The 13,933-nt window shown below is 71.2% G+C and carries 14 protein-coding genes; 5 read left to right on the top strand and 9 right to left on the bottom strand.

The window, feature by feature from the left end; all coding sequences use genetic code 11:
- Positions 1-48: 48 nt before the first annotated feature.
- The gene (locus VQ03_RS11015; protein ID WP_048450915.1) at positions 49-1,551 is read left to right on the top strand and encodes a bifunctional ADP-dependent NAD(P)H-hydrate dehydratase/NAD(P)H-hydrate epimerase; all 1,503 of its coding nucleotides are present in this window, start codon (positions 49-51) and stop codon (positions 1,549-1,551) included.
- 86 nt (positions 1,552-1,637) lie between these two features.
- On the opposite strand, the gene VQ03_RS11010 is transcribed toward VQ03_RS11015, so the two are convergent.
- Both VQ03_RS11010 and VQ03_RS11005 read right to left on the bottom strand, forming a co-directional pair.
- Complete coding sequence (locus tag VQ03_RS11010; protein ID WP_048450914.1) at positions 1,638-3,002, bottom strand: PleD family two-component system response regulator; 1,365 nt, start codon at positions 3,000-3,002, stop codon at positions 1,638-1,640.
- A gap of 30 nt (positions 3,003-3,032) precedes the next feature.
- Positions 3,033-3,413 (bottom strand): response regulator, encoded by a 381-nt coding sequence (locus VQ03_RS11005; protein WP_048450913.1) that lies wholly within the window; start codon positions 3,411-3,413, stop codon positions 3,033-3,035.
- A 135-nt stretch (positions 3,414-3,548) separates the two neighbouring features.
- Here VQ03_RS11005 and VQ03_RS31805 point away from each other — a divergent pair, with 135 nt between their 5' ends.
- Together VQ03_RS31805 and VQ03_RS10995 are read left to right on the top strand one after the other, a co-directional pair.
- The gene (locus VQ03_RS31805) at positions 3,549-3,845 is read left to right on the top strand and encodes a DUF3572 family protein (RefSeq protein ID WP_048450912.1); all 297 of its coding nucleotides are present in this window, start codon (positions 3,549-3,551) and stop codon (positions 3,843-3,845) included.
- Positions 3,842-5,182 carry a DNA polymerase IV gene (locus VQ03_RS10995; RefSeq protein ID WP_048450911.1) on the top strand — a complete coding sequence of 447 codons (1,341 nt, stop codon included), beginning with the start codon at positions 3,842-3,844 and terminating at the stop codon, positions 5,180-5,182. Before VQ03_RS31805 ends, VQ03_RS10995 begins: the two co-directional genes overlap by 4 nt.
- A gap of 25 nt (positions 5,183-5,207) precedes the next feature.
- On the opposite strand, the gene VQ03_RS10990 is transcribed toward VQ03_RS10995, so the two are convergent.
- Entirely contained in the window at positions 5,208-6,074 is an 867-nt protein-coding gene (locus VQ03_RS10990) for a cell envelope integrity EipB family protein (protein ID WP_048450910.1), read from the bottom strand.
- A 543-nt stretch (positions 6,075-6,617) separates the two neighbouring features.
- Here VQ03_RS10990 and VQ03_RS10985 point away from each other — a divergent pair.
- Entirely contained in the window at positions 6,618-7,139 is a 522-nt protein-coding gene (locus VQ03_RS10985; RefSeq protein WP_048450934.1) for a GcrA family cell cycle regulator, read from the top strand.
- Positions 7,140-7,495: 356 nt separating this feature from the next.
- Here the strand turns inward: VQ03_RS10985 and phoB are convergent, their stop codons facing one another.
- The 6 genes from phoB to pstS all read right to left on the bottom strand — a co-directional run bounded on the left by phoB (position 7,496) and on the right by pstS (position 13,058).
- Positions 7,496-8,197, bottom strand: a complete 702-nt coding sequence (phoB, locus tag VQ03_RS10980) for a phosphate regulon transcriptional regulator PhoB (RefSeq protein ID WP_048450909.1) — start codon at positions 8,195-8,197, stop codon at positions 7,496-7,498.
- Between the two features lie 82 nt (positions 8,198-8,279).
- A complete protein-coding gene (gene phoU / locus VQ03_RS10975) occupies positions 8,280-8,999 on the bottom strand; it encodes a phosphate signaling complex protein PhoU (protein WP_048450908.1) in 720 nt (239 codons plus the stop codon).
- Positions 9,000-9,084: 85 nt separating this feature from the next.
- Positions 9,085-9,897 carry a phosphate ABC transporter ATP-binding protein PstB gene (gene pstB, locus VQ03_RS10970; protein ID WP_048450907.1) on the bottom strand — a complete coding sequence of 271 codons (813 nt, stop codon included), beginning with the start codon at positions 9,895-9,897 and terminating at the stop codon, positions 9,085-9,087.
- Positions 9,898-9,922: 25 nt separating this feature from the next.
- A complete protein-coding gene (gene pstA, locus VQ03_RS10965) occupies positions 9,923-10,834 on the bottom strand; it encodes a phosphate ABC transporter permease PstA (RefSeq protein ID WP_083467926.1) in 912 nt (303 codons plus the stop codon).
- Between the two features lie 26 nt (positions 10,835-10,860).
- Positions 10,861-11,835, bottom strand: coding sequence for a phosphate ABC transporter permease subunit PstC (gene pstC / locus VQ03_RS10960; RefSeq protein ID WP_048450906.1), 975 nt, complete (start codon positions 11,833-11,835; stop codon positions 10,861-10,863).
- Positions 11,836-12,020: 185 nt separating this feature from the next.
- Positions 12,021-13,058 carry a phosphate ABC transporter substrate-binding protein PstS gene (gene pstS / locus VQ03_RS10955; protein ID WP_048450905.1) on the bottom strand — a complete coding sequence of 346 codons (1,038 nt, stop codon included), beginning with the start codon at positions 13,056-13,058 and terminating at the stop codon, positions 12,021-12,023.
- A gap of 352 nt (positions 13,059-13,410) precedes the next feature.
- Between pstS and VQ03_RS10950 the strand changes: the two genes are divergently transcribed.
- A complete protein-coding gene (locus tag VQ03_RS10950) occupies positions 13,411-13,674 on the top strand; it encodes a hypothetical protein (RefSeq protein WP_342586456.1) in 264 nt (87 codons plus the stop codon).
- Positions 13,675-13,933 lie beyond the last annotated feature (259 nt).

The raw sequence follows: 13,933 nt of genomic DNA, 5'->3' as shown, positions 1-13,933 counted from the left end.
TGCCGCGGCAAAGCTGCCGCGTCCGGGCGCTTCTCGGAGTATGATGCGATGGTTGGGACCGAGCTCATCACCACCGGCGAGATGCGGCAGGCGGATGCCGCGGCGATCCGTGCCGGCACGCCGGGCCTGGCGCTGATGCGCCGCGCGGGCGCGGCGGTCGCCGAGCGGGCCCGGGCGCTCGCCGGCGAGGGCCGGATCCTGGTCCTGTGCGGGCCGGGCAACAACGGCGGCGACGGGTTCGTCGCCGCGGCGCTGCTGGCCGGGGCGGGCCTGCCCGTCGAGGTCGCGCTGCTCGGTCCGCGCGACGCGCTGACGGGCGACGCCGCCGCCGCGGCATCCGAATGGACCGGCCCGGTCCTGGATGCCGGCGGCGCGGATCCGGCGGGTGCCGCGCTCGTGATCGACGCCTTGTTCGGGGCCGGCCTGTCCCGCCCCCTCGAAGGCGAGGCGGCAGCCCTGGTCTCGCGCGTCAACGCGGCGAACGTGCCGGTGCTGGCGGTCGACGTGCCTTCCGGGCTCGACGGCGATACGGGCGCCCCACGCGGCGCGACCGTGACGGCGACCGAGACCGTGACCTTCGTGCGGCGCAAGCCCGGCCACCTGCTCCTGCCCGGCCGGCGCCTGTGCGGCCCGGTCACCGTGGCCGATATCGGCATCCCGGACGCCGTGGTGGCGGGGATCGGGGTGCGGACCCACGTCAACGGGCCCGCGCTCTGGGGCGCCACCTTCCCGCGCCTCGCGGAGGACAGCCACAAGTACACACGCGGCCATGCCGTGGTGCTGTCGGGCCCGGCCCACCGCACCGGCGCGGCGCGGCTCGCCGCCCGCGGCGCCTTGCGGATCGGGGCCGGCCTCGTCACCGTGCTGTCGCCGGCCTCGGCCCTGCCCGAGAACGCCGCCCAGCTCACCGCGATCATGCTACGCCCCTGCGACGGCGCCGACGACCTCGACGACGCGCTCACCGACGAGCGCCTCAACGCGATCGTCGCCGGCCCGGGCCTCGGCACCGGCGCCCCGACCCGCGACCTCGTGCGGGTCGCAGCAGAAGCGGGCCGCGGCCTCGTCCTCGACGCCGATGCCCTGACGAGCTTCTCGGGCAAGGCCGACGAGCTCGCCGGAATGATCGCGGCGGGCGAGGCCCGCGCGGTCGCGACCCCGCATGACGGCGAGTTCGCGCGCCTGTTCAAGGGCGTGGCGGGAGTGCCGGCAGAGGGCTCGAAGCTCGCCCGCGCGCGGGCCGCGGCATCGGTCCTCGGCGCCGTCGTGGTGCTGAAGGGCGCCGACACGGTGATCGCCGACCCCGACGGCCGGGCGGCCATCAACCCCAACGGCACGCCCTGGCTCGGCACCGCCGGCAGCGGCGACGTGCTGTGCGGCTTCATCGGCGGGTTGCTGGCGCAAGGCATGGCCCCGTTCGAGGCCGCCGCCGCCGCGGTCTGGCTCCACGCCGCCGCCGCGCTCCGGCACGGGCCGGGGCTGATCTCGGAGGATCTGCCGGAGATGATGCCGGAGGTCTTGAGGGAGGTGCTGGAGGGACTCGGGGCGGCGTGAGGGTCAAGGGGGGCGTTCGCGCCCCTCACCGACGCTCGTCCGGCGACAGGACGCCCCGCCTCATCCGGCCGGGCGTGGTCCGCCGCTCACGCCGCCGCCGCCACCACCCGGTTCCGTCCGGCCTGCTTGGCCTGGTAGAGCGCGAGGTCGGCGCGCTTGAGCACCTGGCTCGGGTCGCCGTCCTCGGGCTGGCGGGCCGCGACGCCGATGGAGACCGTGACGTCGATGGCACTGGTGCCGCGCTGGACCTGGAACACCACCGCCTCGATCCGCTCGCGGATGCGCTCGGCGACCTGGCGGCCGGCCTCGAGCCCGGTATCGGGCGCCACCACCACGATCTCCTCGCCGCCGTAGCGCGCCACCACGTCGATGCCGCGGGTCTGCGCCCGGATGCGGGCGGCGAATTCCCGCAGGACCTCGTCGCCGGCATCGTGGCCGAAGCGGTCGTTGATCGACTTGAAGCGATCGATGTCGAGGATCAGCAGGGCCACCGGCCGATCGCGCAGGGAAGGCTCGGAGAAGAGCCCGGCGAGGTAGCTGTCGAGGTAACGCCGGTTGTGCAGGCCGGTGAGCCCGTCGGTCACGGCGAGGTCCATCGAGGCCTGGACCGATTCGCGCAGCGAGTGCGAGAAGCGCTTGCGCTTCACCTGGGTGCGGACGCGCGCCACCAGCTCGTTGCGGTCGATCGGACGGACCAGGTAATCGTGCACGCCGAGGTCGAGGCCGCGCATGATCCGGACCCGGTCATGCGGATCGGCCAGCATCACGACCGGCACGGTGCGGGTGCGGTCGAGGGAGCGGAGCTGGCTGCACAGGCGCAGGCCGTCATGGCCCTCGAGGTCGAGGCTCACCAGCACCACGTCGTAGTCGCCGGACTTGACCCGCTCCAGGGCTTCCTGGGGCGAGTCCACCGCCTCGACGCAATGGTACTGGCCGAGCGCCGCGGTCAGCCGCTCGGCGGAGGAGCGGCGATCCTCGACGATCAGCACGTTGGCATTGTGGCCGGTCTCCGCGGTGGCGGCGGCGAGCGGATCGCCGACGCGCGACGACATGGCGCGGCTGCGCAGCTCGTCGGTCACCGCTTTCAGGCGCACGAGGCTGCGCACCCGGGCCATCAGGGCGGTGTCGTCGATGGGCTTCGTCAGGAAATCGTCGGCACCGGCATCGAGCCCGCGCAGGCGGTCGCTCGGCTGGTCGAGGGCGGTCACCATCACCACCGGCAGGTGCGCCATGGTCGGCGTCGACTTGATCCGGCGGCAGACCTCGAACCCGTCCATCCCCGGCATCATCACGTCGAGCAGAACGATGTCGCACAGGCCCTTCTCGCACACCGCCAGGGCATCGGGTCCGTTCATCGCCGAGATCACGTCGAAATACTCGACGTTCAACTTCGTCTCGAGCAGCTTGATGTTCGGAAAGAGGTCGTCGACGATGAGCACGCGTGCCGACATGGCAGGTCAGGCCTCTCTCAGCTCTCGGGCTCAGCTCTGGCGTTCGTCGCCGACATAGGTGCGGACCGTCGCGAGGAACTTCGCGACCGAGATGGGCTTGGACAGGTAGGCCTCGCAGCCCCCCTCGCGGATGCGCTCCTCGTCCCCCTTCATGGCGAAGGCCGTGATCGCGATCACCGGGATGCTCTTGAGCTCATCGTCCTCCTTGAGCCATTTAGTGACCTCGAGGCCCGACACCTCGGGCAGCTGGATATCCATCAGGATCAGGTCCGGCCGATGCTGGCGCGCCAGCTCGATCGCCTCGATCCCGTTGGCCGTCTTGAGGGTCGCGTAGCCGTGAGCCTCCAACAGGTCGTTGAAGAGCTTCATGTTCAGCTCGTTATCCTCGACGATGAGCACCGTCTTCGTCATGGCTCACTGTCCCCGGCGCTCCAGCGGGCCGCGTCACACCCCGGCTGCAACCGGAACCGCAACACTGTTAAGCGGCACATGTTGATGAAACGCAAATTCGAAGGATTTGCCAGGGGGTCCGATCCCCGTGGCGGAGTGCTGAGTGCATCCGCCGCGGAGGCCCTGGGGGCCCGCGTCTTCGCCTACGTCACCGGCGAGCCCGGCCGCTTGCTCCGGTTCATGGAGAGCTCCGGCCTCTCGCCGGATGCGCTGCGGCAGGCGGCCAACAGCCCCGACCTCGTCGCCGGTCTCCTCGACCACGTGGTGGCGGACGAGGAGCTGCTGCTGGCCTGCGCCGCCGCGCTCGAGGTGCCGCCGGAGCGGATCACCCAGGCCTGGCGCCGGCTCGGGCCGCAGGATGTCGGCGGGGATCCCGGCGAGTTCGGGGCGTGAGCGGATCGCCGCTCTGCCGCGATTGCGGGGCGAGCCCCCCGGCCGATGCCCCGCGGTGCCGGGCCTGCGGCTCGCCGCGCCTGCTCGATCATCCGGAGCGCGACGCCCTCGCCATCGCCCATGTCGATTGCGACGCCTTCTACGCCGCGGTCGAGAAGCGCGACGACCCCTCCTTGCGCGACCGGCCGCTGATCATCGGCGGAGGCCGGCGCGGCGTGGTCGCGACCGCCTGCTACATCGCCCGCATCCGCGGCGTGCACTCGGCGATGCCGATGTTCCGCGCCCTCGAAGCCTGCCCGGACGCGGTGGTGCTGCGGCCCGACATGGAGAAATACGCCCGGGTCGGCCGGCAGGTGCGGGCGATGATGCAGGACCTGACGCCGCTGGTCGAGCCGGTCTCGATCGACGAGGCCTTCCTGGACCTCTCCGGCACCGAACGGCTGCACGGCGCCTCGCCCGCCGTGACGCTGGCGCGCTTCGCCCGCGCGGTCGAGGCGGAGATCGGCATCACGGTCTCGGTCGGGCTCGCGCCCAACAAGTTCCTGGCCAAGATCGCCTCGGACCTCGAGAAGCCGCGCGGCTTCTCGATCATCGGCCGGGACGAGGCCGAGGCCTTCCTGGCGCCGCGGCCGGTGCGGATCCTGCCCGGCATCGGTCAGGCCGCGTCCGAGCGCCTCGCCGCCCTCGGCATCCAACGGATCGGCGAGATCGGCCGCGTCGCGCCGGAGCGGCTGCACGCGGCCCTCGGACGCGATGCCCTGCGCCTCCTCGCGCTCGCCCGGGGCGAGGACCGGCGACCGGTGCAGCCGCGGCGCGAGGCGAAGAGCATCTCGGGGGAGACCACCTTCGCGGAGGACCTGCGCGCCTTCGAGGCCCTGCGGCCGGTGCTGTGGCGCCTGTGCGAGACGGTGGCGCGGCGCCTGAAGCGGGCGGAACTCGCGGCCGGCAGCATCACCCTGAAGCTGAAGGACCGGGATTTTCGCCTGCGCACCCGCACTCGCTCGGGCCTGGCGCCGACGCAGGTCGCCGAGCGGCTGTTCCGCCCGGCCGAGGCGCTGCTGCGCGAATCCTGCGACGGCACCGCCTACCGGCTGATCGGGGTCGGCGCCGGCGACCTGTGCGGCGCGGCCCATGCCGACCGGGGCGACCTCGCCGACGTCTCGGCCGTCCGCGACGCGAGCCGGGCCGCCGCGATCGACGCCCTGCGCGACCGCTTCGGCGCCACGGCGGTGCAGCGCGGGCTCGGTTTCGCGCCGCAGGACAAGGACTCGCGAGGCAAGGATCCGCCAGGCAAGGATCTGCTTGGCAAGGATCCGCAGAAGCGGGAGCCCCGGTAGCGGGTCCCCCGTCAGGCCGCTCCGGTCAGGGCTTGCAGTCCTTGCTCTCCGGCGTCAGGTCGATGCGCGACAGCTCGCCCTTGAGCGAGAACTCGCCGTAATCGAGGCGCAGGGCCCCGCTCACGCCGTTCTCGTAGAGGTCGAAGGCGAGGACGTAGACCGGGGTCCGCTCCCCCTCCCCCGGCGAGAAGTAGCTGAGGGTGACGGGCCAATGCGGCATCGTCGCCATCGCGCCCACGCGCAGCGGCGCGTCGACCGGCGCGGCCACCGGCTTCGGCGCGTCGGGCTTGGTCGGATCGGGAGTGGCCGGCGGCGTGGCGGCAACGCGCTGCGGGCCGATCACCGCCAGGGTGTCGTAGACCTTGCGGCCGTCGTCCGAGCCGTCGAACACCTTCACGGCGACCGTGGATTGCCCGGACCGGGCGGCCTCGATCAGCCGCTTCATGTGGGCGGCCGGAAACAGCACCTCGCCGGAGACCGCCATCTCGCCGCGCTTGGGCTGCTTGAGGGTGATGTCGAGCCCCTTGTCGCCGCGCTCGGCATTGCCGTCGACCGGAGCCGCCGCCTTGCCGTTGAGGTCGGACTGGGTGCGGAAGCGGAAGCTGCGCCCGTCGCCGCTCTCGAAGGTGGTGTTGCGCAGGTCGGAGGTGCGGGTGCCGCTCTCCGAACTCTCCAGCACCGTCACCTGCCGGTATTGCAGGGCGAAGCCCTTGCAGGCATCGCCGGTGAAATCGAACACGATCCGGCCGCGGGCGCTCTCGACCGCGCGGGTGCCGGAACTGCCGGACAGCGACAGGTCGTAGACGGCACGATGGGGCGCGAGGTGCACGGGCTCCGCCGCCAGGACGGGCGACGAGAGCGCGAGCAGGACGCACGCGATGGCTGTTCGCATGAGGTCTCCCGGGGCGGCCGTCGGTGCTGGCGTCGGCCCTGTTGGTCACCGCAAGATAGGCTCCATCCCGGCGCCCGGCAACGGACCGGGAGCAGGCGCGGGGCCCGCGGCCGTGGCACCGCAGCCACGCTTGGCGGAGACCGTGAACACAATCTTAGGTTGCATATCCTTGCAACGGCGTTCGGTGTCGCGCGCGACGGGCCCGGGCAGGCGCCACGGCCCCGAAGGCGTGCCGGCAATCCATTGATGCAAAAGGTATATTTTCAGGCTCGCCGCGGTCGCGGCCACGCCGTGCGGCGGCCCGGCCGCACGCTCCGACCGAGCCGGGACGACCGTCCCCCCGCGGGGAAAAAGCCAACTCGGCGGGAGGCGGACTCTTGCGCGGGTGTTAGGCCGTCCTGTAGGTTCACCCCCGTCGCCACCGCTCAAGGCGTGGCGGCGATCACCAGCAGGATCGGACGGACTGAACGCGCGGCCGTGTGGCGGGCCGCTCGCGGCTTTGCGCCGATTCCATGGGTGATGTCGGGGGATTGGGAGGCGGCGATGATGGATGCGGGCCCGAGCTGGACGAAGGAGCGCGTCGAGCTTCTCAAGCGGCTGTGGAGCGACGGCCGCAGCGCCAGCCAGATCGCCGCCGAGATCGGTGGCGTGTCCCGCAATGCGGTCATCGGCAAGGTCCACCGCCTCGGCCTGGCCGGGCGGGTGATCAAGGCCAACGGGGCCGCGCCGGCCGGCGGCCGACGCCCGCGCGGGGAGGCCGACGCCACGGCTCCGGCCGCCGAGACACCGTCCATGCTGGCTCCCGCGCCGCCGTCCCTGGCCCTGGTCCAGAGCGAGGCCGCAGCGCCGTCGGACTTCGCCCTGCCGGAGAGCTCCCGCGTCACCATCATGGAGCTGCGGGAATTCATGTGCCGCTGGCCGATGGGAGACCCGTCCTCGCCGGAGTTCCGCTTCTGCGGCGACCGCGCGATTACCGGCCTGCCCTACTGCACCCATCACAGCCGGATCGCCTACCAGCCCGCCGCCGAGCGCCGGCGTGACCGCAAGGTCGTCGGATTCCGGTAGGCCCGCGCCTGCCCGAACCATCCGGAGGCGGCGTCGGGCCGCTTCCGTGCCGGCCGGGGACGATCCTTCCGACCGGATTGACGATATCGCTCAAATCCTAACGAATCCTGTCCGCCGGCCATCCGCGGGGGGGCAGGCATGGGGGGAGCCGGCGCGAGCGCCGTCCGCGCCGAGCTTTGAAAGCCGCAGACGACGCGGCCGGGACCGCTCGACGCCGCTGGCTCCACCCGTGGCGGTCTTGCGCCGCGCGAGCGGCGATCGAAGGACATGTCGGTTCGTCGCACCCGTCCAGGCGGTTTGCGCGCGAGCGCGTCCCGATTGCCGTTGATCGGCCTGCTCGCCCGGCAGGCCGCCCCTCACGGCTCCGGCGCGAACATCTCGTCGAAGGAGTAGCCCGAACCCCGCACGGTGCGGATCGGGTCGGCGTCGCGGCCGCGGTTGATGGCCTTGCGCAGGCGGCCGATATGCACGTCGACGGTGCGCTCGTCGATGTAGACGTCGTGGCCCCAGACGCCGTCGAGGAGTTGCTCGCGGGAGAAGACCCGGCCCGGGCTCTGCATCAGGAACTCGAGCAGCTTGAACTCGGTCGGGCCGAGATGCAGCTCGCGGCCGTCGCGGCGGACGCGATGGCTGGCGCGGTCGAGCTCGATGTCGCCGGCGACGAGCAGGTCGGCGACGTGGGCGGGCTTGGCCCGGCGCAGGAGCGCCCGCACCCGCGCCAGGAGTTCCGGCACCGAGAACGGCTTGACGATGTAGTCGTCGGCGCCGGTGGCCAGGCCCCGCACGCGGTCGCCCTCCTCGCCCCGGGCCGTCAGCATGATCACCGGCAGCCGCTCGGTCTCGCGGCGGGCGCGGATGCGCCGGCACAGCTCGATGCCGGACAGGCCGGGCATCATCCAGTCGAGGAGGACGAGGTCGGGCACCTGCTCGCGCAGGCGGATATCCGCCTCGTCGCCCCGGGCGACGGCGTCGACCTCGAAGCCCTCGGCCTCGAGGTTGTAGCGCAGCAGGAGGGTGAGGGCTTCCTCGTCCTCGACGATCAGGATGCGGGTACTCATCGGGGCACTTCGGGCGGGAGCCGGGGCGGAAGACCGAAAGAGGGAGGCCCGCCGGGTCGGAACCCGGACGGGCGCGGCGTCCTCAAGCCTCGGTCGGGGTGTCGAGGGTGGCATAGCTCGACCGGTCGTTCTTCGGACGCTCGGTCGGCAGGGTCTCGCCGGTGGCGAGGTAGTGGATGGTCTCGGCGATGTTGGTGGTGTGGTCGCCGATGCGCTCGACGTTCTTGGCGCAGAACAGGAGATGCGTGCAGAACGTGATGTTGCGCGGATCTTCCATCATGTAGGTCAGGAGCTCGCGGAACAGCGAGGTGTAGAGCGCATCGATGCCGCCGTCCCGGGCCCAGACGTCGAGGGCCGCGACCGTGTCCTGGGTGGCGTAGGCGTCGAGCACGTCCTTGAGCTGGCCCTGGACCAGCTCGTTCATGTGCTCCACGCCGACGACGATCTTCTGCAGCTGGACCTGGTCGGCGATGGCGACGACGCGCTTGGCGACGTTCTTGGCGAGGTCGCCGATGCGCTCGAGGTCGCCGGAGACGCGGATCGCCGAGATCGTCTCGCGCAGGTCGACCGCCATCGGCTGGCGCTTGGCGATCAGCAGGATCGCCTTCTCCTCGATCTCGCGCTGCAACCCGTCGAGGCGGCTGTCGACGGCGATCACCGCCTGGGCGAGGGTGGCGTCGCGGCGCAGCAGCGCCTGGCCGGAATCGGCCACCATCTTCTCGGCGATGCCGCCCATCTCGGCGATGCTGCGCCGCAGGTTCTGCAGCTCCTGATCGTAGGAGGTGACGATGTGGCTCGACATGCGATGTGGCTCCTCGCGATGAGGTGGAGCTGATGACGTGTGCCGGTCCGGGCGATATCGGACCGGCGAGAGGACGGACCGGACCTCAGCCGAACCGGCCGGTGATGTAGTCCTGCGTCTGGCGCTTCGACGGGTTCATGAACAGCCGGTTGGTCGGGCCGTACTCGACCAGCTCGCCCAGATACATGAAGGCGGTGAACTGCGAGATGCGCGCCGCCTGCTGCATGTTGTGGGTGACGATGGCGATGGTGAACTCGCCGCGCAACTGCTCGATCAGCTCCTCGATGCGGCCGGTCGAGATCGGGTCGAGGGCCGAGGTCGGCTCGTCGAACAGGATCACCTCCGGGCGCTGCGCCACCGTGCGGGCGATGCAGAGGCGCTGCTGCTGGCCGCCGGACAGGCCCATGCCGGACTGCTTGAGCTTGTCCTTGACCTCGTCCCACAGCGCGCCCTTGCGCAGGGCCTCCTCGACGCGGTTGTCGAGGTCGGCCTTGCCGAGGCGCTCGTAGAGCCGGATGCCGAACGCGATGTTGTCGTAGATCGACATCGGGAACGGGGTCGGCTTCTGGAACACCATGCCGACCCGGGCACGCAGCTCGTTGAGGTCGATCGACGGGTCGAGGATGTTGCGGCCGTCGAGCAGGATCTGCCCCTCGGCCCGCTGCTCCGGATACAGGCTGTAGATGCGGTTGAAGGTGCGCAGCAGGGTGGACTTGCCGCAGCCCGACGGCCCGATCAGGGCCGTGACCTGGCGGTCGAGGAAGTCGAGGTTGATGTTCTTCAGGCCTCTGAAGTCGCCGTAGTAGAAGTTGAGGTCCTTCACGGCGAGGCGGACCGCGGCGGACTCGTCGGCCTGGCTCTGGCCCACGACCGGCACGGCGGTGGCGGTGGCGCTCATCGGTGATCTCCGGGCAAGTATCGGTTCAGCGCCCCTTCGGGCCGCTCAGGACGAGGCGGGCCACGATCGACAGGCCCAGGATGGTGACGGTGATGAGGAGCGCGCCGGCCCAGGCCAGCTGGCGCCAGTTCTCGTAAGGAGAGAGCGCGAACTGGTAGATCATCACCGGCAGGTTGGCGACGCCGCCCATCAGGTTCGAGTTGAACCAGGAATTGTTGTTGAGCGCGGTGAAGAGCAGGGGCGCGGTCTCGCCGGCGATGCGGGCGAGGGCCAGCAGCACGCCGGTGACGATGCCGGACTGCGCCGCCCGCCAGGTGACGCTGCGGATCACGATCGACATCGGTGCGCCCAACGCCGCGCCGGCCTCGCGCAGGGTGCCGGGCACCAGGCGCAGCATGTCCTCGGTGGTGCGCACGATCACCGGGGTGGCGATGATGGCGAGCGCGACGCCGCCGGCCCAGCCCGAATAGCCGCCCATCGGCCGCACCATCAGGGTGTAGACGAACAGGCCGATCAGGATCGAGGGCGCCGAGAGCAGGATGTCGTTGAGGAAGCGGATCAGGTTGGCGAGCTGCGAGGTGCGGCCGTACTCGGCGAGGTAGGTGCCCGCCAGCACGCCGACCGGCGTCGCCACGACGATGCCGAGCACCGTCATCACCAGGCTGCCGAGGATCGCGTTGGCGATGCCGCCGCCCTCGGAGCCGGGGCCGGGAGTGACCTGGGTGAACAGGGTCGGCGTGAAGCCGCGCACGCCCTCGATGATGAGCATGAGCAGGATCGAGCCGAGCACGATCGCCCCGAGGGCGGTCGCGACGGTGCAGCCGACGATCAGGAGCTTGTCGGCGGAGCGCCGGCTGGCGCGGACCCGGCCCCATTCCTGGGGAGCCGGGCGGGCGATCGGGGCCGGCTCTGAGACCGCGGCGGGGGAGGCGTTCATCGGGAAGCGTCCGTGCGGGTGCGGGGTCAGGCCACCTTCGCGCGGCGCACCAGCAGCCGGGCGATGATGAGCACGATGAAGGTGACGACGAACAGGATGCAGCCGAGCGCCATCAGGGCGTGGAGCTGCATGCCGTCGGCCTCGTTGAACTCGTTGGCGATGCGCGAGGCGATGGTCGAGCCCGGATCGAAGATCGAGGCCGAGAGGCGGTTGGCGTTGCCGATCACGAAGGTGACCGCCATCGTCTCGCCGAGCGCCCGGCCGAGGCCCAGCATGACGGCGCCGATGATCGAGACCGAGGCCTGCGGGACCAGGACGTGGCGCACGACCTCCCAGGTGGTGCAGCCGATGCCGTAGGCGCTCTCGCGCAGGACCGTCGGGATCTGGTCGAGCATGTCGCGGGTGATCGAGGCGACGAAGGGCACGATCATGATCGCCAGGATGATGCCGGCGGTGAGCACGCCGACGCCGGACGGCACCTGGGCGTAGAACAGGGTGCCGACGATCGGCATGCCCTCGACGACGTTCGAGACCGGGATCTGCACGAAGCGCGCGAAGAGCGGCGCGAAGACGAACAGGCCCCACATGCCGTAGATGATGCTCGGCACGGCGGCGAGCAGCTCGATCGTCATGGCGACCGGACGGCGGGCCCAGCCGGGGCAGAGCTGGGTCAGGTAGATCGCGATGCCGAGCGAGATCGGCACGCCGATGACCAGAGCGAGGAGCGCCGAGACCAGGGTGCCGATGATGGCGACGAGCGCGCCGTATTGCTCGCGGCCGACGTTCCAGGCGCTCGAGACCAGGAAGCCGGGGCCGAATTCCCGGAAGGCGGGCCAGCCGCCATAGGCGATCGAGGCGAGGATGCCGGCCAGCACCAGCAGCACCAGCAGCGCCGACGCGAAGGCGGCGCCGCGGAAGAGGCGATCACCCACGGGGCTGGGGTTGCGGCGGGCCACAGGGGCTCTTTCCGCCAAAGCGACGTTCTCAGACAACGCGACCATCCGGGTTTCCCTTGGAGTGAGCGGCCTCTAGCGCGCTCGGCGGATCGAGGCGAGTCGGACGCGGATCGGCAGCCTTCGGCCGGCGGGCTCGCGGCATCGCTCAAGCGCCGCGCGGGCCCGAAGAGCGGGCCGGCGGAAAAAGCGGGAGGGCGGGACAGGATCCCGCCCTCCCGGGCATCAGGGTCTCAGTTGCTGAGGACGGGCTTGCCGTCCTTCGTCACGGATTTCCACTCGTCCTCGACCTGGCTCACCACCTTGTCGGGCAGCGGCACGTAGTCGAGGTCGGAGGCCATCTTGTCGCCGCTCTTGTAGGCCCAGCGGAAGAACTTCAGCACCTCGGCGGTACGGGCCGCGTCGGCCGGGTTCTTGTGGACCAGGATGAAGGTCGCGGCGGTGATCGGCCAGGCCTTCGCGCCGGGCTGGTTGGTCAGCGAGATGCCGAAGCCCGGGGCGGCCTTCCAGTCGGCGCCGGCGGCGGCGGCCTGGAACGACTCGTCGCCCGGCATCGGGTACTGGCCGTCCTTGTTCTGGATCAGCGCGACCGGCAGGTTGTTCTGCTTGGCATAGGCGTACTCGACGTAGCCGATGGCGTTCGGGACCTGCTTGACGACCGCCGTGACGCCCTCGTTGCCCTTGCCGCCCTGGCCGGTCGGCCAGCTGACCGTGGTCGAGGCGCCGAACTCCGACTTCCAGGCCGGCGACACGTCGGACAGGTAGGTGGTGAAGATGTTGGTGGTGCCCGAGGCGTCCGAGCGGTAGACCGCGGTGATCGGGGCGTCGGGGAGCTTCACGCCCTCGTTCAGCTTGGCGACCTTCGGGTCCGACCACTTCTTGATCTTGCCCTGGTAGATCTCGGCCAGGACCTCGCCGGTCAGCTTGATCTCGCCGGGCTTGATGCCGGCGATGTTCACCACCGGGACCACGCCGCCCATCACGGTCGGGAACTGGACCAGGCCGTCCTTGGTCAGGGCCTCGCCCTTCAGCGGCGCGTCGGTGGCGCCGAAATCGACGGTCTTGGCCTGGATCTGCTTGATGCCGCCGCCCGAGCCGATCGACTGGTAGTTCAGGCCGTTGCCGGTCTCCTTGCGGTACGCCTCGGCCCACTTGGAATAGACCGGGAACGGGAAGGTGGCGCCGGCGCCGGTGATGTCGAGGGCGAGCGCCGAGGTGGCGATCTGGGCGGTCGCGACCCCGATGGCGAGCGCGTAGGCGAAGGGCTTCACTGGTATCTCTCCGTGTTCGGATCGGTCCGGCACGATGCGGAGAGCGACGTCACTGCTCCACATCCTGCGCGTCGACGGCCGGTGAGGACTCGACCGGTTTCCCTGGACTGCGCCGGACCGTGTCCCGATCGTGGCCGGGATGTCCGCCGCGCCGCGAGGGATACGCCCGGTGCGACGCCGGCCCTATGACGATCTCATGACACTTGGATGACAGCGGCCGGCCGGATGCGACGGTCCGGCCTCCTCGTGCGTTGAACCATGGACTCCCGGAGCGCCATCGAGAACCCCTCGGGGATCCTCGGGACGCTCGCAGCGGCCTTCGACCGCGATTTCGACGACAGGATACGCCGTTGTGCACAACCTCGACACGATGACCGACGGATACCAGGATGCCGACGATCCCGGGCGCCGGGAGCTGATGGCGCTCCACGCCGAGCGGGCAGATCTCGAGCAGCGGCTCGCCCTCGCCGAGCAGCAGCGCCTCTATCTCGCCGACCCGGCCGCGGTGGCCGCCGCGCAGGCCGAGGAGGCCACCCTGCTGGCCGCGCTCGACCGCATCATGACCCGCATCCGGGCAGCGGAGTATCGGAGCCAGCCGGGCGCCCGGTCCTGGTAGGGGCGGATCCCCGGTCCCGGGAGGTGCGGGACGACGCGCCTGCCACCGTCGCGGGAACCTGAGCAGTACGAAGCCGTTGCCCCTCGCGACCCTGGCCGCCGGCCCGGGCGCCGTCCGGCCCTGCGGTCGGCGGAGCGACGGGAGTGACGGCTATGGGTTGCGAGACGGCGCGGATCGGAGGCGCGGCGCGGAACCGGACACGGCGCTGCTGAGCCTCCACACCGCCTCGCCCGCGGCGATGCGCGCGTCGACAGTCGCG

The organism is Methylobacterium tarhaniae (assembly GCF_001043955.1).
In the GTDB taxonomy this organism is placed as follows: Bacteria; Pseudomonadota; Alphaproteobacteria; order Rhizobiales; family Beijerinckiaceae; genus Methylobacterium; species Methylobacterium tarhaniae.
The sequence above is the reverse complement of the archived record's forward strand: the minus strand, read 5'-3'. Positions and strand labels throughout refer to the sequence as shown.